The organism is Dietzia aurantiaca, assembly GCF_021033825.1.
GTDB lineage: Bacteria > Actinomycetota > Actinomycetes > Mycobacteriales > Mycobacteriaceae > Dietzia > Dietzia aurantiaca.
Map to the genome: position 1 here is coordinate 21,868 of NZ_JAIFXZ010000002.1, position 22,244 is coordinate 44,111.

A 22,244-nucleotide genomic window follows, 5' to 3' on the forward strand; every position below is an offset into this window, starting at 1 on the left:
GGTCATACCGTAGGGCAGCACTCCGACAATCCGGTTGCGGGCGGGACTAACCTGTCCACGTGAGCGAACCCGTCGATATCAGTGAGCCCGCCGGCACCGGGGACATCCCGCCCGAGGTGCGGCATTCGTGGAACGAGCTTGCAGAAACCGTCCGCGATCATCAGTTCCGGTACTACGTCAAGGACGCCCCGATCGTCTCCGATGCGGAGTTCGACAAGCTGTTCGTGCAACTGCAGGAGCTCGAGGAACGCCACCCGGGACTGCAGGGTGCGGACTCGCCCACGCAGCTCGTCGGTGGCGGGTTCTCCACGGACTTCGCGCCGGTCGAGCACCTCGAGCGGATGACGAGTCTGGACAACGTGTTCTCCGAGGACGAGCTCCGTGACTGGATCGCCTCCGCAGTCGAGCAGGCCAACGTCGCCGAGGACGCGTTGCCGTTTCTCTGCGAGGTCAAGATCGACGGCGTCGCGCTGGACCTCGTCTACCGTGAGGGCAAGCTCGTCAGCGCCGCCACACGCGGGGACGGCCGCACCGGCGAGGACGTGACGCTCAACGCGCGGACCATCGACGACATCCCGGTGACACTTACCGCGACTCCTGACCGGCCGGTGCCCGCCCTGCTCGAGGTCAGGGGGGAGGTGTTCTTCCGCTTGGAGGACTTCTCCGACCTCAATGCCGGGCTCGTCGCGGAGGGCAAGGCCCCGTTCGCCAACCCCCGGAACAGCGCAGCGGGATCCCTGCGGCAGAAGAACCCGGCGATCACGGCCCGGCGCCGCCTCCGGATGTACTGCCACGGGCTGGGAGCGGTGGAGGGCGCGACCTTCGACAGCCTCCACGATGTCTATCTCGCCCTCGCCGACTGGGGACTGCCCGTCTCGCCCTACACCGCGCCGGCCACCGGAACGGATGCCGTCCTCGAGCGGGTCCGGTACTGGGGAGAGCACCGCGGCGATCCCGAGCACGAGATCGACGGGCTCGTGGTGAAGATCGACGACAGGGCGGTCCAGCGGCGCCTCGGTCAGACCTCACGTGCGCCGAGATGGGCGATCGCGTTCAAGTACCCGCCGGAAGAGGTCATGACCCGACTGCTCGACATCCGGGTCTCGGTGGGGCGGACCGGGCGCGTGACGCCGTTCGCGCACATGGAGCCGGTGCTCGTCGCCGGGTCGACGGTGTCGCTGGCCACTCTGCACAACCAGACCGAGGTGATCCGCAAGGGCGTCCTCATCGGGGACACGGTGGTGATACGCAAGGCGGGGGACGTGATTCCGGAGGTGTTGGGACCCGTCGTGGATCGACGGGACGGGAGTGAACGCGAGTTCGTCTTCCCTGAGCGGTGCCCCGAATGCGATACCGTGCTGGCGCCGGCCAGGGAAGGCGATGCCGACTGGAGGTGTCCCAACCAGCGATCCTGTCCTGCGCAATTGCGCGAGCGACTGTTCTACCTGGCCTCCCGCAACGCCCTGGACATCGAAGCTCTCGGGTACGAGGGCGCATCGGATCTTCTCGCCAGTGGGGTGCTGGAGAACGAGGCCACACTCTTCGACCTCACCGAGGCGGACCTGCTCCGGACCGATCTCTACACCCGTACCGACAAGGCAACCAAGAAGCAGATCGAGGGTGGTGCCGAACCCCAGCGGACAGTCCTCACAGAGAACGGCCGCAAGCTGCTGGCCAACCTCGCCACCGCCAAGCAGCGCCCACTGTGGCGCGTGCTGGTCGCGTTGTCGATCCGGCACGTCGGCCCGACCGCCGCCAGGGCGCTCGCGACGCGGTTCGGCACCATGGAGGCCATCCGTGCGGCGAGCCAGGAGGAGTTGGCGGAGACGGACGGCGTAGGCGGCACCATCGCCACATCGGTGGTCGAGTGGTTCGACGTCGACTGGCACAGGGAGATCGTCGACCGGTGGGCGGCAGCCGGGGTCTCGATGGCGGACGAACGGGACGAGTCGATCCCGCGCACGCTGGAGGGGCTGACGATCGTCGCGACCGGATCGCTCGAGGGCTTCACCCGGGACGGGATCAAGGAGGCGATCATCTCCCGCGGCGGCAAGGCGTCGGGCTCGGTGTCCAGGAAGACTGACTATGTGGTGGTCGGGGACAACCCCGGATCCAAGGCCACCAAGGCGGAGGAACTCGGACTGACGATCCTCGACGAGGCCGGGTTCGTCGAGCTTCTCGAGAACGGCCCCGCCCCCGACGGCGCCGCGGAGGATTTGGACGGGTGACGCCGGCGGCGCCCCTGCTGAGGCCCCTCGCGCACCGGTGGCGCGGGGAGGGGCCCGGGATCAACCCGCCAGGAGGGTCCGCAGGATCCCGGTGAGGTAGCCCAACCTGGCGATCTCGGACGGCCGGAACGAGGGACCGCCCGGCCGACCCACCACCAGGACCTGATCCGCCGGGAGCGGGGCCGCGGCGAGCGCCGTGTCCATGGCCACCCAGCTCGCCGGCGTGTCGTCGTCGTCCTCCAGTGCGACGGCTTGCTCCAGTCCGCACAGCGCCGCGACCCTGCCGCCCTCCCACATGGGGGCGGATTCGCCGCGGGCGACCAACTGGCAGGCCTCGCCCGTGACGTCCACCACCAGAGCCCATCCGACCCGTAATGCCGCCGGCAACTCGTCGGCGAGCAACTGTGCGGCGCCCGCACCCGCGCCGGCGACCGCGTCGACCAGTTCGAGCTCGCGGTGCGCGTCGAGGATCCCGCCGAACGGACGGAGGGAGTCGACCAGCACGCCGTCGAGCCGTTCGGCCGCGGTGATGAGTGTGTCCGGGAAGGTCCCGTGGGGGACGTGCACCACGATGTCGTCCACCGCCACCCCGTCGAAACGGTCCACGACGTCCAGGCTGATGATGTCCGCGCCCGCGGTTCCCAGTGCCACGGCGAGCGATCCGAGGCTCCCCGGTCGGTCGGGAAGCAGGACGCGGAGCAGATAAGACATGACGCCATTGTGCCGCACCGATCCGGGCTGACTAGGCTGGGCCGGTACCGACCACGTCACGGAAAGGGGCAGGCACGTGACCTCGATCTCACGCGGAGACGTCGCGCATCTGGCCAGGCTCTCCCGCCTGGATCTGAGCGACGCCGAGCTGGACTCGTACGCGCAGCAGCTCACCGACATCCTCGTCCACGTGCAGACGGTGTCCGAGGTCGCCGCGGACGACGTCCCGGCGATGAGCCATCCCACCGCGATCAGCAATGTGTACCGCGAGGACGTCGTCGCGCCCGGATTGACCCCGGAGCAGGCGCTCGACCAGGCCCCCGAATCCGACCAGCAGCGCTTCGAGGTTCCGCAGATCCTGGGAGAGGACGCATGACCGACCTGACCACCGCCACGGCCGCCGAGCTCGCCGGGCGGATCGCCGCCCGCGAGGTCTCCTCGGAAGAGGTCACCCAGGCGCACCTGGACCGGATCGCCGAGGTCGACGGCGAGATCAACGCCTACCTCCATGTGGGCGCCGACGCGGCACTCGAGGCCGCTCGTGCCGTCGACGCCAGGCTGGCGGCCGGCGAGGAACTCGGACCACTGGCCGGCGTTCCCGTCGCCCTCAAGGACGTGTTCACCACCACCGACGCGCCGACCACGTGCGCGTCGAAGATGCTCGAGGGCTACATGTCGCCCTACGACGCGACGGTGACCACCCGACTGCGCGCCGCTGGTATCCCGATCCTCGGCAAGACCAACCTCGACGAGTTCGCGATGGGTTCCTCCACCGAGAACTCGGCGTACGGTCCGACCCGCAACCCGTGGGACCACACCCGTACGCCCGGCGGGTCCGGCGGCGGCTCGGCGGCAGCCCTGTCCTCCAACCAGGCACCGCTGGCCGTGGGCACCGACACCGGCGGCTCCATTCGTCAGCCTGCCGCGCTCACGGCGACCGTCGGGGTCAAGCCCACGTACGGCACGGTCTCGCGGCACGGCCTGGTGGCCTCGGCCTCGTCTCTCGACCAGGGTGGGCCCTGCGCCCGGACCGTCGAGGACGCGGCCCTGCTGCACCAGGTGATCGCCGGCCACGACCCCGGCGATTCGACGAGCCTCGACGTGGCCATCCCGGACATGGTGGCGGCCGCCCGTGAAGGCGCGCGCGGTGACCTGAAGGGTGTCCGCGTTGGCGTCGTCCGCGAACTCGCCGGCGACGGCTACCAGGCCGGTGTCGAGGCGTCCTTCCAGACCGCGGTCGAGACCCTCCGAGGTCTGGGCGCCGAGGTCGTGGAGGTCTCGTGCCCCAACTTCCAGTACGCCCTGCCCGCGTACTACCTCATCCTCCCGTCCGAGGTCTCGAGCAACCTGGCCCGCTTCGACGCCATGCGTTACGGCCTGCGTACCGGTGAGGGATCCGCCGATCAGGTGATGGCGGCGAGCCGCGCCGCCGGGCTGGGTCCCGAGGTCAAACGCCGGATCATGCTCGGCACCTACGCCCTGTCGGCCGGCTACTACGACGCCTTCTACGGCCAGGCGCAGAAGATCCGCACGCTCATCGCGCGCGACTTCGACGCCGCCTACGAGAAGGTCGACGTCCTGGTCTCGCCCACCACGCCCACCACGGCGTTCCCGCTGGGGGACAAGGTGGAGGACCCGGTCGCGATGTACCAGTTCGACCTGTGCACGCTTCCGCTCAACCTCGCCGGCCACTGTGGGATGTCCGTGCCGAGCGGCTTCGTCGACGGGCTGCCGGTGGGTATGCAGATCATGGCCCCGGCCCTGGCCGACGAGCGCCTGTACCGGGTCGGCGCGGCGTTCGAGGCCGCGAGGGGCGCGATCGCGTGACCGTGGTCCCCGAGCGGGACGCGTGGAAGGCTCTCGCGGCCCTGGTCATCGGGTTCTTCATGATCCTGGTGGACCAGACGATCGTCGCGGTGGCCACCGAGGCGTTCGTCACCCAGCTGGGCGCCACCACCAACCAGGTCATCTGGGTCACCAGCGCCTATCTGCTGGCCTACGTCGTGCCGCTGCTGTTCACCGGACGGCTCGGCGATCAGATCGGGCCCCGCACGGTGGCGATCGCCGGCCTGGTGGTCTTCACCGGTGCCTCGCTGTGGTGCGGGCTCGCCCCGAACATAGAGACCCTCATCGTGGCCAGGGTGTTCCAGGGCGTCGGAGCCGCCTTGCTGACGCCGCAGTCGTTGAGTGTCATCACGCGCGTGTTCGCGCCGTCGCGGCGCGGCGCCGCGATGGGCGCCTGGGGCGCCGTGGCCGGCATCGCCTCGGTGGTCGGGCCGGTCGCCGGTGGCGTGCTCATCGATGCCCTCGACTGGCGGTGGATCTTCTTCGTCAACATCCCCTTCGGGATCATCGCCGTGGTGCTGGTCTGGCTGTGGGTGCCCAAGATGGAGCCCCGCGGCCACTCCTATGACATCCCGGGCATCCTGCTGTCGGCCGTCGGGATGTTCTGGCTCGTGTACGGCATCCAGCAGGGAGAGTCTCACGGCTGGGGTGCCACCACCATCTCACTCGTCGTGGCGGGAGTGCTCGCTATCGCCGCGTTCCTGTGGTGGCAGTCTCGCGTCCGGACCGAACCCCTGGTCCCGCTGCGGCTGTTCCGCGACCGCAACTTCTCGATCGGGAACTTCGGCGTATCGACGATCGGGTTCGTCACCGCCGGCACCATGGTCCCGCTGATGTTCTATCTGCAGGGAGTCAAGGCGCTCAGCCCGACGAGCGCCGGACTCATGCTGCTGCCCATGGCGGTCATCGCCGGCATCCTGGCTCCGCTGGTGGGCCGCCTCGCGGACCGGCTCGACCCCAGGATCTTCACCGGCATCGGCTACTTCTCGTACGCGGTGTCGCTGTTCTGGCTGGCGCTCGTCATGGATTCCCACACGTCGATCCCGGTGCTGCTCGGCCCGATCGCACTGATGGGGGTGGCCAACGGGTGTGTGTGGGCGCCCACCTCGTCGACCGCGATGCGTCGGTTGGAACTGGCGTCGGCGGGCGCAGGGTCGGGTGTGTACAACACCACCCGCCAGGTGGGCGCGGTCCTGGGCTCCGCGGCGATCGGTGCGTTGATGCAAGCGCGTCTCGTGGCGCACGCGGATGTCGGTCAGGCCGTGGCGGACGCGATGTTCCTCCCCGCCGTCGTGGTCCTGCTCGGCGGCCTGGCCACGATGGCGTTCCGTACCGGTGAACAGCCGGTGAGCACGGCGCGCTGACCTCGTCTCGCACCTAGACTGCGGGAGAACCGAGAGGAGCTCCACGTGCGTATAGGCGTGCTGACCGCCGGTGGCGACTGCCCCGGACTCAACGCGGTCATCCGGGCGCTGGTCCGGACCGCCCATTCCGAGTATGACTCGCCGGTCCTGGGCTTCCAGGACGGGTGGTCCGGGTTGGTGCACGACCGTGCGGTACCGCTGTTCGACGACGAGGGGATCGACCGCATCCTGCTCCGCGGCGGCACCATCCTCGGCACGGGCCGTCTCAATCCGGACACCCTCAGGTCCAGCCTGCCGGAGATCCGGCAGACGCTGGACAGGCACGCGATCGACGCACTGGTCGCGATCGGCGGCGACGGGACGCTCAAGGCCGCCCGGTGGCTGACGGAGAACGGCATCCCGGTGGTGGGTGTGCCCAAGACGATCGACAACGACGTGGGCGGGACCGACTACACCTTCGGGTTCGACACCGCGGTCTCGATCGCCTCGGATGCCATCGACCGGCTGCACACTACGGCGGAGTCCCATGAGCGGGTGATGCTGGTGGAGGTGATGGGACGGCACGCGGGGTGGATCGCGCTCCACGCCGGCCTGGCCTCGGGCGCGCACATGATCGTCATCCCGGAGGTCCCGTTCGACATCGATTACGTGTGCAAGGTGATGAGTCGTCGATTCCAGATGGGTGAGGCCTACGGGATCTGCGTCGTCGCGGAGGGGGCCACCCCCGTCGAGGGTTCCGGCATGACCCTCCGCGAGGGCGGCACCGACCAGTTCGGTCACGAGGTGTTCACGGGGGTGGCGGACCAGATGGCCGCCGCGATCTCCGAGCGGATGAATCGCGACGTCCGCACGACCGTGCTCGGTCACATCCAGCGAGGTGGTACACCCACGGCCTATGATCGCGTGCTCGCGACCCGGTTCGGGGTGCACGCCGCGCGCGCGGTGCATCGTGGAGATTTCGGCCAGATCGTCGCCCTGCGGGGCGAGTCGATCGAGATGGTGCCGGTAGAGGACGCGGTGGCCGTGCTCAAGACCGTTCCAGAGGACCGCTACCGCGAGGCCGCCTGCCTCTTCGGCTAGATTGTTCCGCATGGAGTTCACCGAGGTCGTGTCACGTTTCGATCCCGTCATGGGTATGGAGGTGCACGTCGAGCTGCACACCGCCACCAAGATGTTCTGCGGTTGTCCGACCGCCTTCGGGGCCGAGCCCAACACCCAGGTCTGTCCGGTGTGCATCGGACTGCCCGGCGCGCTGCCCGTCGCCAACCGCCAGGCCGTGGAGTGGGCGATCAAGATCGGTCTCGCGCTGAACTGCTCGATCGCCCCGCACAGTCGCTTCGCCCGGAAGAACTACTTCTATCCGGATCAGCCGAAGAACTACCAGATCTCGCAGTACGATGAGCCGATCGCCTTCGACGGTTACCTCGACGTCCAGCTCGAGGACGGCAGCACCTGGCGCGTGGACGTCGAGCGGGCCCACATGGAGGAGGACACCGGTAAGTCGACCCACGTCGGCTCGGCATCCGGTCGGATCCACGGGGCCACCCACTCGCTGCTCGACTTCAACCGGGCGGGGGTGCCGCTGATCGAGATCGTCTCCAAGCCCATCGTCGGAGCAGGAGAGCGAGCGCCCGAGATCGCGCGCGCCTACGTCTCGGCACTCCGGGATCTACTCAAGAGTCTCGACGTCTCCGATGTCCGTATGGATCAGGGATCGATGCGTTGCGACGCCAACGTGTCCCTGATGGAGAAGGGTGCCGCCGAGTTCGGCACGCGGACGGAGACCAAGAACGTCAACTCGCTGCGCAGCGTCGAGACGGCCGTTCGATTCGAGATGTGTCGACAGGCCGACGTCCTCGCCGAGGGCGGCGAGGTGGTCCTCGAGACCCGCCACTTCCACGAGGGGGACGGCACCACCACGGCCGGCCGTCCCAAGGAGTCGGCTGAGGACTACCGCTACTTCCCCGAGCCCGACCTGGCGCCGGTCGAGCCCTCGGCGGACCTCGTCGAGGAGATCCGCGCAACCCTGCCGGAGCTGCCATGGGTGCGTCGCGCCCGCGTGCAGGAGCAGTGGGGTGTCTCCGACGAGGAGATGCGTGACCTCGTCAACGCCGGTGCGCTCGACCTGATCCTCGCCACCGTGGACGCCGGAGCGTCCCCGGCGGAGGCCCGCTCGTGGTGGGTGTCCTACCTGACCCAGCAGGCCAACAAGCGGGAAGTGGAACTCGACGCGTTGTCGATCACACCGGCCCAGGTCGCTCGCGTGATCGAGCTCGTTGCCGAGGGCAAGCTCACCAACAAGCTCGGCCGACAGGTCGTCGACGCCGTGCTCGACGGTGACGGGGAGCCCGACCAGGTCGTGGCGGACAAGGGTCTCGAGGTCGTCCGTGATGACTCGGCACTGCAGAAGGCGGTCGACGACGCACTCGCGGACCAGCCCGACATCGCCGAGAAGATCCGCTCGGGCAAGGTGCAGGCTGCAGGCGCGATCGTCGGCGCCGTAATGAAGGCGACCCGCGGCCAGGCCGACCCGGCCCGGGTCAAGGAACTCGTGATCGCCGCCTGCAGCTAGGGGCCCGGTGCCCCGGCGGGCCCTGCCCGTCGGGACCTATGTCCGGGCGTCTCCGCCGCCACCGGATTGCGGCAGGATCACCGCACGGTCATCGGTCGGCACGGGTGCGCCGCCCGCCTTGTTGGCGGTGCCGGCCAGCAGCACGCCATCGGCGATCGTGGTGAGTCCGCTCAGCCGCCCGTAGCGGCCTTCGGCGATCGCCTCCGGCTGGCCCCTGGCGGCGCCCCCGGCGGTCTCGACGGTGTCGACCCGCTCGGCGTCGGGTAGCGCGATGGACAGGGAGCCCTCAGCGGCCGCGCATCCACCCGCCGAACGCTGATCCGGCCAGGTCCACACCACACGATCGGCAGTGCGCAACGCTGCGCCACGGTCCGAGATCGTGGAGACGAACAGGTCGTCGTCGAAGGTGCACAGGGCCATGATCCGACCCAGGCCGCCGGCGACCACCTCGGGGCCCTCGGCCCGGCCGATACCCGTGAACCCCGGGAACCGGACCAGTTGGTCCCCGACGCCCACGGTGAGCACCTTGTCGACGAAGGCCATGCCCCCGGCCTCCGCGGGCTGGAGCTCGGCGACCGTGCGGGGGGTGTCGCCGCGGGCGAGACGCTCGACCCGGGTGGGGCCGTCGCCCACCACGAGGAGGTAGACCAGCCTGTCCTGGTCGAAGTCCGGCGACGGCGCCACCGCCGCGACTCTGCCTCCGCGGGGATCGACCCGTCCGAAGTCCTCGGGCGAGGTGTCCGGTCCGACGATCTTCACCCCGCCGGTCGACTCGGCGACCAGGGCCCTGTCGCCGAGCGCGGCGACCGCGACCGCGGGTTCCAGGCAGGTCGCGATCACGGCGGGGTCGGGATCGACACACGGGCCGGTCTCCGGCTCGGGGGCCGGCGGCCCGCCGGTGGACGTGGTCGGGGGCGGCGGCGACCCCGGTGGCCCCGAGGGGGGCGGGGCACCCATCCCGGGGCCCGGGGCGGGCGTGAACGGATCGTCCAGCCGGTCGTCGAATCTCGCGCACCCGGACACCACCACTGTCATGGCCAGGAGCAGCGCGAGCGATCTCATGCCGACTAGAGTACGGCCCGCCGTGTCCTCGGGGCGCAGCCGCCGCGCGAGGCCTACAGTCGATGAGTGACTTCCTCAAAGCCCGGAGACGACGCCCGTACCGAGATCATCCACGACGTCGACTATCCGCTGGACGTCCCCTCCTCCTCGGGGGCGACGACCGGCGACGCCGCCACCACGGCATTCCCGGCAGCCGGCGTGACGGACTACTCGCAGTTCGCCGAGTCCGGCGGCTACGACGTCTCGGCGCCGCTGCCGTTCGGCGAGCAGCCCACCACCCTCGCACCGGAGGGGCGCGGTGAGGTCGACAGGCGCGGAACGACGGATCTGGGGCTGTTCATCCTCCGCCTCACCGTGGGTGTGCTGCTGACGCTGCGGGGCCTGCAGAAGCTGTTCGGGTTGTTCAACGGCCCCGGCATCGACGGTATGGCGGCGACGCTCACGGAGGCGGGGTTCGAGCAGGCACGGATACTGGCGATCGCCGGCGGCGCGATCGAGCTGGTGGCGGGAGTGATGCTCGTGGTCGGACTGGCGACCCCTATCGCCGTGGCCGGCCTGTTCGGACTCGTCGGACTCGGCATGGCGATGACGCTCACCGGGGACCAGACCGTGCCGTTGCTGGGGGAGACGACCCGCGGCCTGGAGGCGTCGGTCCTCTACGCGGCCAGCCTGCTCGCGCTGCTGTTCACCGGCCCCGGCCGGTGGGCGGTCGACCGAAAGTGGGGATGGTCGCACCGCCCGCGGTTCAGCGGCATCATCTGGCTGCTCATCGCGGCCGTGATCGCCGGACTGGTCTGGTACTTCCTCAACGGCACCAACCCGCTCACGTCCAGCGGGAACAGCGCCCCGGTCACCGCGGGCTGATCTGCCCGGGCGCCGGGGCGCTGCGAGGGAACTCGGATGGCGCGGGCCCGGCCGCGGGCCGGCCCGCGGGGGCGCCCGAACTCAGTCCGGCAGGATGCGGACCGCGCCCTTGTCCGCCGACGATGCCATCGACGCGTACGCGCGGAGCGCGGTCGAGACCTTCCGGTCACGCTTGAACGGGCGCCAGGGCAGCGGGCCCTTCTCCTGACGACGACGATCCAACTCGGCCTCGTCGACATCCACCGAGATGGAGCGCGTGGCCACGTCGATCGTGACGATGTCGCCGTCACGCACGAGCCCGATCGGGCCGCCCGCCGCCGCCTCCGGGGCGATGTGGCCGATCGACAGCCCCGAGGACCCGCCCGAGAACCGGCCATCGGTGATCAGCGCGCACTTGGTGCCGAGCCCCGCACCCTTGATGAACGCGGTCGGGTGGAGCATCTCCTGCATACCGGGACCGCCGGCCGGCCCCTCGTAGAGCACGACAAGGACCTCGCCCGCCCGGAGTTGCTTGCCCAGGATCACGGACACGGCCTCCTCCTGGGATTCGACCACCCGGGCCGGGCCGGAGAAGTGGAAGTTGTCCTCGGACACGCCCGCGGTCTTGAAGACCGAGCCGTTCGGGGCGATGTTCCCGCGCAGGACGGCCAGGCCGCCCTCTTCGGTGGCGGGGTGCTCGACCGAGTGGATGCAGCCGTTCTGTGCATCCGTGTCGAGTGACTCCCAGCGGTTGTCGGTCGAGAACGGCTCGATGGTGCGCACCCCGCCCGGGGCGGCGTGGAACAGCTCGACGGCCTTCTCCGTCGCGGTGCCGCTCCGGATGTCCCAGTCCGCGATGTACTGCTCCAGGGAGGGGGAGTGGACCGAGTGGACGTCGGTGTCGAGCACGCCGCCCCGGTACAGCTCGCCGAGGATCGCGGGGATGCCGCCGGCGCGGTGGACGTGCTCCATGTAGTAATCGGAATTCGGCGCCACCTTGGCCAGGCAGGGCACTCGACGGGAGATCTCCTCGATGTCGTGGAGGTCGAAGTCGACCTCACCCTCCTGGGCGGCCGCGAGGATGTGCAGGACCGTGTTGGTCGAACCGCCCATGGCCACGTCCAGGGCCATCGCGTTGCTGAACGCGGACCTGGTGGCCACCGACCTGGGCAGGACCGAGTCGTCGTCCTCGCGGTAGTACCGCGTGCACAGGTCGACGATCAGGCGGCCCGCCTCCGCGAACAGTTCACGCCGTGCGCTGTGGGTGGCCAGGGTCGAGCCGTTGCCGGGCAGGGAGAGACCCAGGGCCTCGGTCAGGCAGTTCATGGAGTTGGCGGTGAACATGCCCGAGCACGAGCCGCACGTCGGACATGCCGAACGTTCGATCGCGTCGAGGTTGTCGTCGTCGATCGCCGCGTTGGCCGAGGCGGAGATGGCGGTGATGAGATCGGAGCCGGCCTTGACCACCCCGTCGACGACGACGGAGAAACCCGACTCCATCGGGCCGCCGGAGACGAACACGGTGGGGATGTTCAGACGCATCGCCGCGTTGAGCATGCCCGGCGTGATCTTGTCGCAGTTGGAGATACAGACCAGTGCGTCCGCGGTATGCGCGTTGACCATGTACTCCACGGAATCGGCGATGATCTCGCGGCTCGGCAGCGAGTAGAGCATTCCCGCGTGGCCCATTGCGATGCCGTCATCCACGGCGATCGTGTGGAACTCGCGGGCCACCCCACCGGCCTCGGCGATCTGCTCGGCCACGATCTCGCCCACGTTCTTCAGGTGCACGTGGCCCGGAACGAACTGGGTGTAGGAGTTCGCGATCGCGATGATCGGCTTGCCGAAGTCCGAGTCCGTCATCCCGGTGGCACGCCAGAGGGCCCGGGCCCCTGCGGCATTGCGTCCGGCGGTGCTGGTTCGTGACCTCAGGGGCGGCATGGGACCTCGATCCGATTCGGTGACTGTGTGGTCGTCAACAGGAAGGCTGCGTGGTGGCTCCCGGTGAAGGGACATACGCGCCGTGACCTCCCCACGATACGCCCCGGTACGGGGTTACCCTTCTCTCGGTCGGCCGTTCGGTCGGCACGTCAGACGTGAATGAGGACCCGCATGACCGATTCCGGACACACTGGTGGCTTCCGCGAGTTCGCCTCCCACTCCGCGGGGGCGATCGCTGTCGTCTGCGGACTGTTCTTCCTGCTGGCGTTCATGTACCTGGGGGGCACCGCGGACCCGCAGGCCCACGCGCGACACGTTCCCGTTGCCGTGGTGAACGAGGACGCGGGCGCGACCCTCGAGACGCCGATCGGCCCCCGGAACCTCGACGTGGGTACCCAGATCACCGCCGGCCTGCTGCAGAACAATGACTGGGAGAAGCTCCGCCTGCACATCGTGGACGCCGCGGAGGCGGAGGAGGGACTGCGGGACGGTTCGTATTTCGGCGCGGTACGGATCCCGCCCGAGTTGAGCCGGCAGGTCGTGGACCTGGTGAACGCGGCGGCGACGGAGGCGGGCGAGACCGGCGAGTCTCCCGAACGGGCGTCGGTCACGTTGCAGTACTCGCCCAGGGTCTCGATCGTGTCAGGCCAGGTCATGAACACGGTCGCCGAACGGATGCGGGCATCGCTCCACGAGAGCATGGGTGCCACACTGCTGTCCGATTCCACGATGCTCGCCGACGCCGATGGTCGACAGATCGGCGCCGCCGCGGCCCTGGCACTGCAGTACCCGGTCGAGGTCGATGTGACCGAGTGGAATCCGCTGCCGGACGGGGTGACCAATGCCTCGCTGCCGATGTTCTATGCGCTCATCGTGATCCTCGCCGGGTTCACCGGGGCCATGATCATCTCGAATCTCCTCGACGCCCGGCTGGGCTTCATCCCGCTCGAGATCGGCCCGCTCGCGCTCCACGTGCACGTCGCGCCGTTCGGGCGTCTGCAGACGATGTTCCGGAAGTGGGCGGTCACCGTGGTCACGGCACCGCTGGTGTCGGCGCTGTGCCTGTGGGTCGCGGACATCATCGGTGTGACGGGGTACGACGCGTGGGACATGTTCTGGTTCTCGAACCTGGTGATCATCGCGGTCGGGGTGTGCGCCCACGCGATCCTCGCGGCGATCGGCAACGCGGGGTTGCTCGTCAACCTGGTGCTGTTCGTCGTGTTGGGCATCCCGACGTCCGGAGGGGCGACACCCACTCAGATGCTGCCGCAGATCTTCGTCGCGATCGGCTCCCTCCAGCCGATGCACCAGGCGTACCTGGGCCTGCGGTCGATCATGTTCTTCGACTCGAACTGGGGTGCGGGCCTTGGTCACGCGGTCTGGGTGCTCGGCGGGTGGTGTGTCGCCGGCGTGGTCCTCGGGGTGGCCGTCACGCTGTTGTACGAGCGGATGGGGTTACGGCGACAAGCTGTCGCGGACCGGGTGCCCGCGGGCAGGGGTGTGGCCAGTGGGCTGCCGATCCGGAACGGCGTCAGCCGGACACGCTCATCAGGGACCGGTGAGGCAGAGGCACGGGACTCAGTCGGCGTCGGGGGTGGTGGCGCTGTAGGGGTCTCGGATCCGGCCCCCGCTGGCCCGGGAGAGCCGGGGCAGGTCGTGGAAGGAGACGCCGCCCATCGGCAGTGACGCCTCATCGGTCGTGACCAGGCGCGCGAAGCCGTTCTTGGGGAACATCACACCCTTGACCTCATCCCACGGAACGGACCGGCGGCTGCGCCAGGTCGACAGGTGGACGCCCTCGTCGTCGAGTCTGGTCGAGGTACGGGCCACCCACCAGGCGAAGGCGATCGGAAGCAGCACGAGCCAGCCGAGCGCGAGCGGGTAGGCCGTCGCGGGCCAGGCGATCGCCAGCAGGAAGATCGCGATGACGATGTACGACATGGGATTGACCCGGAAAAGTGACCGGTCGCGGGGAGTAGATTCCGGGAGGGGGGCTGAAAATTGCGCGCTCATGATGCTCGATAGTGTCTCACGGTCCACATAGTGGGATCGGGGTTCCACGAGTTGACGCTGTGGTCGGCGCCCACCTAGTCTGGGTGCCATGAACACACGGAACGGTCTCGTACTCGGCCGGCGCGTCGGCGCCTGAGCCGTCACCTGGCTTCTCGACGACGCGCACCCTCGCCGGCCCCGTGGCCGTCGGGGGTTTTTTGTTGCCGGGTACCCGCGGGCCGACCGGGCCGCGGAGGGCGACAATCCACTGCTCCACGACCAGCATGAAGGATAGTTGAAGTGAGCGCACCAACGGCACAGCCCGGGCCTCGTCCGGGCACAGAGCACAAGGCCCGGTCCACGGCCCCTGAGCGGATGACCGGAGCCCAGGCCGTGGTCCGGTCTCTCGAGGAGATCGGCACCGAGGTCGTCTTCGGAATCCCCGGCGGGGCCATCCTGCCGGTCTACGACCCGCTGTACGACTCGGCCAGGGTCCGGCACGTTCTCGTGCGTCATGAACAGGGCGCCGGTCACGCGGCGACCGGGTACGCGCAGGTCACCGGCAAGGTCGGCGTCTGCATGGCGACCTCCGGCCCCGGTGCCACCAACCTGGTGACCCCACTCGCCGACGCACAGATGGACTCGGTCCCCGTCGTGGCCATCACAGGCCAGGTCGGTACCGCCCTCATCGGCACGGACGGCTTCCAGGAGGCCGACATCTCCGGCATCACGATGCCGATCACCAAGCACAACTTCCTGGTCTCGCATGGTGACGACATCCCGCGGATGATCGCCGAGGCCTTCCACATCGCGCAGTCCGGTCGCCCGGGCGCGGTGCTCGTGGACATCCCCAAGGACGTCCTGCAGAACGAGATGACCTTCTCCTGGCCGCCGGAGATGAAGCTGCCCGGCTACCGTCCGGTCACGAAGCCGCACGGCAAGCAGATCCGCGAGGCCGCCCGGATGATGGCCCGTGCCAAGCGTCCGGTGCTCTACGTCGGTGGTGGCGTCATCAAGGCGGACGCCTCGGCGGAGCTCATGGAGCTCGCCGAGTTGACGGGGATCCCGGTCGTCACCACCCTGATGGCGCGTGGCGCGTTCCCGGATTCGCACCGGCTGCACTACGGCATGCCGGGCATGCACGGTACCGTCGCCGCGGTCGCCGCCCTGCAGCGCTCGGATCTGCTCATCACCCTGGGCGCGCGTTTCGACGACCGGGTCACCGGCCGCCTCGACACCTTCGCACCGGATGCCAAGGTCATCCACGCGGACATCGATCCGGCCGAGATCGGCAAGAACCGTGCCGTGGACGTCCCGATCGTCGGCGACATCAAGGAGGTGCTCGCCGAGCTCGTCCAGACCCTTCGAGGCGAGCGTGACTCGGGATCGATGAAGGCCCCCGCGACCTGGGTCGAGCAGCTCGACGAGATCCGCAGCGAGTACCCGCTCGGGTACGCCCCGCAGTCCGACGGTTCGCTGTCGCCCGAGTACGTCATCGAGCGGCTCAGTGCGGCCGCCGGTCCCGACGCCATCTACTGCGCGGGCGTCGGTCAGCACCAGATGTGGGCCGCGCAGTTCGTGCGGTACGAGAAGCCGCGCACGTGGCTCAACTCGGGCGGGCTCGGGACCATGGGGTACTCGGTCCCCGCCGCGATGGGCGCGAAGTTCGGCCGTCCCGATGCCGAGGTGTGGTCCATCGACGGCGACGGCTGCTTCCAGATGACCAATCAGGAGCTCGCCACCTGTGCGATCGAGGGCGCACCGATCAAGGTCGCGCTGATCAACAACGGCAACCTGGGCATGGTCCGACAGTGGCAGACGCTGTTCTACGACCAGCGTTACTCGCAGACCGATCTGTCGACCCACTCGATGCACATCCCCGACTTCGTCAAGCTCGGCGAGGCGCTCGGTTGCGTGGCGCTGCGCTGTGAGCGCGCGGAGGACGTCGACGCGGTGATCGCCCAGGCCCGGGAGATCAACGACCGGCCGGTGCTCATCGACTTCATCGTGGGCAAGGACGCCCAGGTGTGGCCCATGGTCGCGGCCGGAACGTCCAACGACGAGATCATGGCGGCCCGGGACATCCGGCCGCTGTTCGACGACAGCGACTCCGCGGCGGACGAGCCCGCGGAGATCCACGAGGCGACCGAGCGGATCGACGCCGCGGTGATCGCCGCCCAGGAGGAGGACCAGTGACCGCTCGCTCCCACACCCTGAGCGTTCTGGTGGAGGACAAGCCGGGCGTGCTCGCACGCGTGGCCTCGCTCTTCTCCCGGCGCGGGTTCAACATCGAGTCGCTCGCCGTCGGCCCGACGGAAACGGATGGTCTGTCGCGGATGACGATCGTCGTCAACGTCGAGGACTTCCCGCTCGAGCAGGTGACCAAGCAGCTAAACAAGCTGGTCAACGTCATCAAGATCGTCGAGCAGGACCCGGCCGGCTCGGTCTCCCGCGAACTCACCCTGGTCAAGGTCCGCGCCGACGCGACGAACCGTGGTCAGATCGTGGAGATCGCCAGCCTGTTCCGTGCCCATGTCGTGGACGTCGCCCCGGAGTCGGTGACGCTCGAGGCGACCGGTACCCCGGACAAGCTCGACGCGCTCCTGCGGATGCTCGACGGTTACGGCATCCGCGAGATCGTGCAGTCCGGCATGGTCGCGCTGGGACGCGGCCCCAAGTCCATCACCACCACTCGATAGTCTCGACTTCTATCACCAACCTTAAGAAGGGAATCCATCACCATGGCAGTGGAGATGTTCTACGACGACGCGGCTGATCTGTCGCTCATCCAGGGGCGCAAGGTCGCCGTCATCGGCTACGGCTCGCAGGGCCACGCGCATTCGCTGAGCCTGCGCGACTCGGGTGTCGAGGTCGTCATCGGCCTGCGCGAGGGCTCCAAGTCGCGTGCCAAGGCCGAAGAGGCCGGGCTGACGGTCATGACCGCCGCGGAGGCCGCCAAGTGGGCCGACGTCGTCATGCTGCTGGCCCCGGACACCTCGCAGGCCGCGATCTTCACCGAGGACATCGAGCCCAACCTGAACGACGGCGACGCCCTGTTCTTCGGGCACGGCCTGAACGTCCACTTCGGTCTGATCAAGCCCGCTGACAACATCACCATCGCGATGGTCGCGCCCAAGGGCCCCGGTCACCTCGTGCGTCGTCAGTTCGTCGACGGCAAGGGCGTCCCGGCGCTCATCGCCGTCGAGCAGGACCCGAAGGGTGAGGGCGAGGCGCTCGCGCTCTCCTACGCCAAGGCCATCGGCGGCACCCGCGCCGGTGTCATCAAGACCACCTTCAAGGACGAGACCGAGACCGACCTGTTCGGTGAGCAGGCCGTGCTCTGCGGTGGCACCGAGGAGCTCGTCAAGACGGGCTTCGAGGTCATGGTCGAGGCCGGCTACGAGCCAGAGCTCGCCTACTTCGAGGTGCTCCACGAGCTCAAGCTCATCGTCGACCTCATGTACGAGGGCGGCATCGCCCGCATGAACTACTCGGTGTCCGACACCGCGGAGTTCGGCGGCTACCTCTCCGGCCCCCGGGTGATCGACGCCGGCACCAAGGAGCGCATGAAGGAGATCCTCGCCGACATCCAGAACGGCGAGTTCACCAAGCGTCTCGTCGCCAACGTCGAGGGCGGCAACTCGGAGCTCGAGCAGCTCCGCAAGGAGAACGCTGAGCACCCGATCGAGGTCACCGGCCAGAAGCTGCGCGACCTCATGAGCTGGGTCGACCGTCCGATCACGGAGACCGCCTGAGTGTTGCGGGGGAGATCCCGGTGAGATGCCTGTAGGGTCCACCGGGATCTGATCCCGAGTGCTTGGAGGACCGTCGTGCGTCACATCAAACGAGGTGTGGGTGCGGCGGTCCTCGCCATTTGCCTGGCCTCGTCCACGGTCGCCTGTGCCTCCGGTTCGTCAGGCGACGGGCCGGGTGCCCGGGCAGCCGATGAGCAGGGCACGCGGGTGGCCGTGGACACGGATGGCTCGGGCGTGGAGGCGGCCGCCCTCCTGTTGGACACCGCTCCGGTGGTCGTCGTGGCCGCCCCGGACGCGGCCGCGCAGGCTCGTGCGGCGTCGGTGGCGGTGGGGCTGCGGGCGCCCATGTTGACCTCGGTGCCGGGCGGGGACGCGGAGCTGGCCGAGGAGATCGCGAGACTCGGCGCCGAGCGGGTGCTCCGGGTCGGAGACGTCTCGTTCGAACCCGACGACGCCGACGTGGTCGACGCCCCCGGGGACCGCGCCGGACTCGAGGAACTGACCGGGGTCTCCTTCGAGGCCGAGGTCGATGTTCCCGAGACCCGCATAGACGACACCACTGTCCATCTGAGCCCCGGTGCACCGGCGTTGATGACCTCGGGCACGCCCCTGTCGCGGGACACGGGTGCGGGCTCGGCCGGGGTGGCTGATGCCGAACCGTTCGAGACCGGATCTCCGGCGTGGGCAGGCGACGAGGCTCCCACGGTTCTCGTGCACGACGGGACCCCTGTCGCCGCGATCGCCACCGCCGTGGCCACCGGAGGCGCGGTGTCGCATCTACGCACGCCGGACCCGCGGGTCGACGGCGGATCGGTGGAGGCAGTGCGGGACGCCGAGGTCATCTACGCGCTCGGGCCGGACTGGGGGAGTGAGGAGGAGGTCGCGGACCGGGTCGAGAAGGCCCGCGCCGTTCCCGAGCTTCCCGGCGGTGGCCAGCTGGTGTTCCCGGGCCGGCGCTTCGTCGCGGCGTACGGTTCGCCGATCACCCCGGCTCTCGGGATCCTCGGTGAGCAGGGACCGCAGGAGAGCGTGGCCCGGGTCCAGAGGTTGGTCGAGCAGTACCAGCCGTACTCCCCGGAACAGGTCGTGCCCGCCTTCGAGATCATCGGCACCGTCGCTTCCGGCGCGCCGGGTGACGACGGGAACTTCACCAACGAGTGGGGCCCGGAAGAGTTCGAACCGCTGGTCGACGCGATCACGGCCGCCGGCGGCTACGCGGTGATCGATCTGCAGCCCGGAATGGCCGACATGGTCGACCAGGCCAGGATCTTCGAGGACCTGCTGAAGCGACCGGACGTGGGGCTCGCGCTGGATCCGGAGTGGAAGCTGGAGCCGGGGCAGCAGCCCGGGGCCCAGATCGGGTCGGTGGATGCCGAGGAGATCAATCGCGTCGTCGACTGGCTGGCTGATCTGACCAGGGAGTCGGGCGGACCCCAGAAGCTCCTGATCCTCCATCAGTTCAGCACGGCGATGATCTCGAACCGCGAACAGATCGACACCTCGCGGCCCGAGTTGGCCATCGCGCTGCACGCCGACGGCCACGGCACCCCGGACCTCAAACTGGGGACGTGGGATGCCCTGCGTTCAGGCCTGTCGCCCGAGATCCGGTTGGCGTGGAAGAACTTCTACGACGAGGACACCCCCACCTTCACGCCGGAGCAGACGATGGCGGTCGAGCCCAGGCCGTGGTTCGTCTCCTACCAGTGACCGGCTGAGCCGGGTGGGTCAGGCGCGGAGGATCCGACGCGCCACGTGCTGCCCGGCCATGCCGTGGACGCCGGGGCCGGGCGGGGTCGAACCGGAGGCGTGCCAGACGCCGGGGATCCCGGTGGCGAACGGATCCACGCGGGGGACGGGGCGGGCGATCAGCCCGCGCAGGTCCACCCGGCCACCGGCGATATCACCGCCGAGGTGGTTCGCATTGTGCTCGGACATCCGGGAGGCCGGAGTGCAGTGCGTTGCCACCACCACGTCGCGCACCCCCGGGGCGACGGCCTCCAGCGCGTCCAGGACCTGCTCGGTCTGGTCCTGCTCCGAGAACGCCGGGACGTGGGCGTAGGTCCAGAGCGGCCGGCGGCCGTCGTCGGCGATGCGGCCGGGGTCCGTGACCCAGGGCTGGGAGATCAGGATCATCGGCTTGTCGGCATGGCGGCCGGCCGACACCTCACGTTCGGCGAGCCGGATGGCGTGGGTATCGCCACCGAGATGCACGGTGCCCGCCTCGCGGAGCCGGGCATCTCGCCACGGCACCGGCCCGGAGAGAACGAGATCCACCTTGGCCGCCGCGCCGCCCACGGGGACGCGGTTGAGACGGCGAGCGCGTCGGGCCGTGGCGGGCGAGGGCGAGGACGCCAGCAGGATCGAGCCCAGTCCGCGCGGCGAGGTGGTGAACACGACGTCCGGGGCGTCGAGTTCTGCCAGGCCGCCGATGCGGACGCCTGTCCGGATCTCCCCGCCGGCAGCGCGCAGTGCGTCGGCGAGTGCGGCCGTGAGCGCGCCGCTCCCACCCGCCGGCAGGGCCCAGCCCAGGGGGGCGTGGAGGAGGGATCCGAGAACGAGGCCGGCCGCCGTGGCGGCCGGGGAGCCGAGCGGGGTGATGGCGTGGGCGGCGATCCCGGACATCAGCGTCCGCCCGTCGATGCCCAGTGAGTCCGGCAGCGCGCCCCGGGGGTGTGCGCGGACAAAGGCGCCGGCGAGGGCTGCGGTGGCGGCCGGGGGCGGGACGGAACGCTGGTCCGACAGCGCTGCGGCGGCCACCTCGACGGGCCGACGGGCGAGCGCGCCCATCAGAGACCACCACGCGGATGCTTCCCGCACTGAGCCGAACCCGGCCGCGAGGGCATCCGGAGCGGGGTTGGTCGGCACGACGATCGCATCCCGGCCGGGCAGCGCGTGCGCCAGTTGCACCGGGGGAGTGACCATCTCGACACCGTGCGCGGCGAGGTCGAACTCGCGGAAGAACGGCGACGACCCGGCCATCGGATGGACGGCCGAGCACGGATCGACGACCAGCCCGTCCCAGTGGCCGGACGACAGTGCCCGTTCCCGGTTGTCGCCGGAGAGGAGGTCGGGCAGGGGAACGGTTCGACAACCGCCGCCGATGCTCTCCTGCTCCTCCAGCACGACGACCTGGCGGCCGGATCGCGCGCACAGCAGCGCCGCGGCGAGACCGTTCGGGCCGGAGCCCACCACGGCGACGTCCGCGCGTATCCGGCCGGTCGCGCTCACCCGAACAGCTCCAGGCCGTAGCCACGGCGTAGCTCCTCCAGCAGGTTCTCCTGTGACCGGGCCTGGTCTGCGAGAGCGAGCAGGAGGCTCCGGACGTCGCCGGGGAGCATTGTGTCGTCGTCGTCGTCGGGCCCGGGGGCGCGGGCGTCGACGACGGCGGCGTCATCGCCGTCAGCCACCCACGACTCGGCGAGCAACTCCCACATCGACCTCTTCGCCACGACCAGGGTGCGCAGGCTCTCGAGCAGGCCGAGTCTGGTCAGCGGATCGCGCACGATCGGCCCCGCCGGGAGCGCGGCGAGGGCGATCGTCGCCGACACCCGCACCATGCGGCGGCCCGGCGCACCCACCGGCGAGATCCCCGTCAGCAGGCGCCGCGTCGTGGCGATCTCCCCCTCGAACTGGGGGCGGAGTGGCGCGAGCCGCGCCCTGTCCGCGGGATCGACCGCGCTGATGCACCGATCGAGGATCGTGCGGCCCACCGCGGCGCCGTAGAGGTGCGCACGGAGGTACATCGCCGTCGCCGACCGACCGCGGGTGGGGCGTAGGGCGGCGGCCCGCGACCCGGGGAACCGGTCGGGCCCGGACGTCGAACGGTGTGAGCGGGCCATGGGGGCGACCTTCCGATCATCAGGAGAACACCGAGGCTACGGGTGAGGCGTTCGTCACGGTAGGCCGTCGAGGCCTCTGTAGGCCACCGGCG

At 69.6% G+C, this 22,244-nt stretch carries 18 protein-coding genes; 12 read left to right on the forward strand and 6 right to left on the reverse strand.

From position 1 onward, the window contains the following. Nucleotides 1-59: 59 nt before the first annotated feature. Nucleotides 60-2,228 (forward strand): NAD-dependent DNA ligase LigA, encoded by a 2,169-nt coding sequence (gene ligA / locus K3888_RS02675; RefSeq protein ID WP_230928697.1) that lies wholly within the window; start codon nt 60-62, stop codon nt 2,226-2,228. Between the two features lie 60 nt (nt 2,229-2,288). On the opposite strand, the gene K3888_RS02680 is transcribed toward ligA, so the two are convergent. Next, entirely contained in the window at nt 2,289-2,939 is a 651-nt protein-coding gene (locus K3888_RS02680; protein ID WP_230928698.1) for an ACT domain-containing protein, read from the reverse strand. A gap of 76 nt (nt 2,940-3,015) precedes the next feature. Here K3888_RS02680 and gatC point away from each other — a divergent pair, with 76 nt between their 5' ends. Genes gatC through gatB form a run of 5 tightly spaced genes read left to right on the forward strand, consistent with a single transcriptional unit; the run spans nt 3,016 to nt 8,720 of the window. Next, nucleotides 3,016-3,315, forward strand: coding sequence for an Asp-tRNA(Asn)/Glu-tRNA(Gln) amidotransferase subunit GatC (gene gatC / locus K3888_RS02685; RefSeq protein ID WP_230928699.1), 300 nt, complete (start codon nt 3,016-3,018; stop codon nt 3,313-3,315). Beyond that, nucleotides 3,312-4,766 (forward strand): Asp-tRNA(Asn)/Glu-tRNA(Gln) amidotransferase subunit GatA, encoded by a 1,455-nt coding sequence (gene gatA / locus K3888_RS02690; protein WP_230928700.1) that lies wholly within the window; start codon nt 3,312-3,314, stop codon nt 4,764-4,766. The genes gatC and gatA overlap by 4 nt, the downstream gene beginning before the upstream one ends. Next, nucleotides 4,763-6,148 carry a DHA2 family efflux MFS transporter permease subunit gene (locus K3888_RS02695; RefSeq protein WP_230928701.1) on the forward strand — a complete coding sequence of 462 codons (1,386 nt, stop codon included), beginning with the start codon at nt 4,763-4,765 and terminating at the stop codon, nt 6,146-6,148. Before gatA ends, K3888_RS02695 begins: the two co-directional genes overlap by 4 nt. 45 nt (nt 6,149-6,193) lie before the next feature. Then, nucleotides 6,194-7,228 carry an ATP-dependent 6-phosphofructokinase gene (locus K3888_RS02700; RefSeq protein WP_230928702.1) on the forward strand — a complete coding sequence of 345 codons (1,035 nt, stop codon included), beginning with the start codon at nt 6,194-6,196 and terminating at the stop codon, nt 7,226-7,228. Between the two features lie 10 nt (nt 7,229-7,238). Then, on the forward strand, nt 7,239-8,720 hold the full coding sequence (gene gatB / locus K3888_RS02705; protein ID WP_230928703.1) for an Asp-tRNA(Asn)/Glu-tRNA(Gln) amidotransferase subunit GatB: 1,482 nt from the start codon (nt 7,239-7,241) through the stop codon (nt 8,718-8,720). 36 nt (nt 8,721-8,756) lie between these two features. On the opposite strand, the gene K3888_RS02710 is transcribed toward gatB, so the two are convergent. Continuing rightward, nucleotides 8,757-9,782, reverse strand: coding sequence for a PQQ-dependent sugar dehydrogenase family protein (locus K3888_RS02710; RefSeq protein WP_230928704.1), 1,026 nt, complete (start codon nt 9,780-9,782; stop codon nt 8,757-8,759). A 66-nt stretch (nt 9,783-9,848) separates the two neighbouring features. Between K3888_RS02710 and K3888_RS02715 the strand changes: the two genes are divergently transcribed. Continuing rightward, complete coding sequence (locus K3888_RS02715) at nt 9,849-10,646, forward strand: DoxX family protein (RefSeq protein ID WP_230928705.1); 798 nt, start codon at nt 9,849-9,851, stop codon at nt 10,644-10,646. An 81-nt stretch (nt 10,647-10,727) separates the two neighbouring features. Here the strand turns inward: K3888_RS02715 and ilvD are convergent, their stop codons facing one another. Beyond that, nucleotides 10,728-12,566 carry a dihydroxy-acid dehydratase gene (gene ilvD, locus K3888_RS02720; protein WP_230928706.1) on the reverse strand — a complete coding sequence of 613 codons (1,839 nt, stop codon included), beginning with the start codon at nt 12,564-12,566 and terminating at the stop codon, nt 10,728-10,730. A gap of 171 nt (nt 12,567-12,737) precedes the next feature. Here ilvD and K3888_RS02725 point away from each other — a divergent pair, with 171 nt between their 5' ends. Next, the gene (locus K3888_RS02725; RefSeq protein ID WP_230928707.1) at nt 12,738-14,252 is read left to right on the forward strand and encodes a YhgE/Pip domain-containing protein; all 1,515 of its coding nucleotides are present in this window, start codon (nt 12,738-12,740) and stop codon (nt 14,250-14,252) included. On the opposite strand, the gene K3888_RS02730 is transcribed toward K3888_RS02725, so the two are convergent. Then, nucleotides 14,145-14,507, reverse strand: coding sequence for a PH domain-containing protein (locus tag K3888_RS02730; protein ID WP_230928708.1), 363 nt, complete (start codon nt 14,505-14,507; stop codon nt 14,145-14,147). The two genes, K3888_RS02725 and K3888_RS02730, sit on opposite strands and share 108 nt — an antisense overlap. A gap of 351 nt (nt 14,508-14,858) precedes the next feature. Here K3888_RS02730 and K3888_RS02735 point away from each other — a divergent pair, with 351 nt between their 5' ends. From K3888_RS02735 to K3888_RS02750, 4 genes are all read left to right on the forward strand, one after another. Beyond that, entirely contained in the window at nt 14,859-16,754 is a 1,896-nt protein-coding gene (locus tag K3888_RS02735; RefSeq protein ID WP_230928709.1) for an acetolactate synthase large subunit, read from the forward strand. After that, the gene (gene ilvN, locus K3888_RS02740; RefSeq protein ID WP_230928710.1) at nt 16,751-17,257 is read left to right on the forward strand and encodes an acetolactate synthase small subunit; all 507 of its coding nucleotides are present in this window, start codon (nt 16,751-16,753) and stop codon (nt 17,255-17,257) included. Before K3888_RS02735 ends, ilvN begins: the two co-directional genes overlap by 4 nt. Nucleotides 17,258-17,299: 42 nt before the next feature. Next, nucleotides 17,300-18,313, forward strand: a complete 1,014-nt coding sequence (gene ilvC, locus K3888_RS02745; protein WP_230928711.1) for a ketol-acid reductoisomerase — start codon at nt 17,300-17,302, stop codon at nt 18,311-18,313. A gap of 75 nt (nt 18,314-18,388) precedes the next feature. Continuing rightward, nucleotides 18,389-20,020, forward strand: a complete 1,632-nt coding sequence (locus K3888_RS02750; RefSeq protein ID WP_230928712.1) for a hypothetical protein — start codon at nt 18,389-18,391, stop codon at nt 20,018-20,020. An 18-nt stretch (nt 20,021-20,038) separates the two neighbouring features. Here the strand turns inward: K3888_RS02750 and K3888_RS02755 are convergent, their stop codons facing one another. Both K3888_RS02755 and K3888_RS02760 read right to left on the reverse strand, forming a co-directional pair. Next, entirely contained in the window at nt 20,039-21,541 is a 1,503-nt protein-coding gene (locus K3888_RS02755; protein ID WP_230928713.1) for a phytoene desaturase family protein, read from the reverse strand. Then, nucleotides 21,538-22,152, reverse strand: a complete 615-nt coding sequence (locus K3888_RS02760) for a hypothetical protein (protein ID WP_230928714.1) — start codon at nt 22,150-22,152, stop codon at nt 21,538-21,540. Before K3888_RS02760 ends, K3888_RS02755 begins: the two co-directional genes overlap by 4 nt. Between the last annotated feature and the right edge of the window lie 92 nt (nt 22,153-22,244).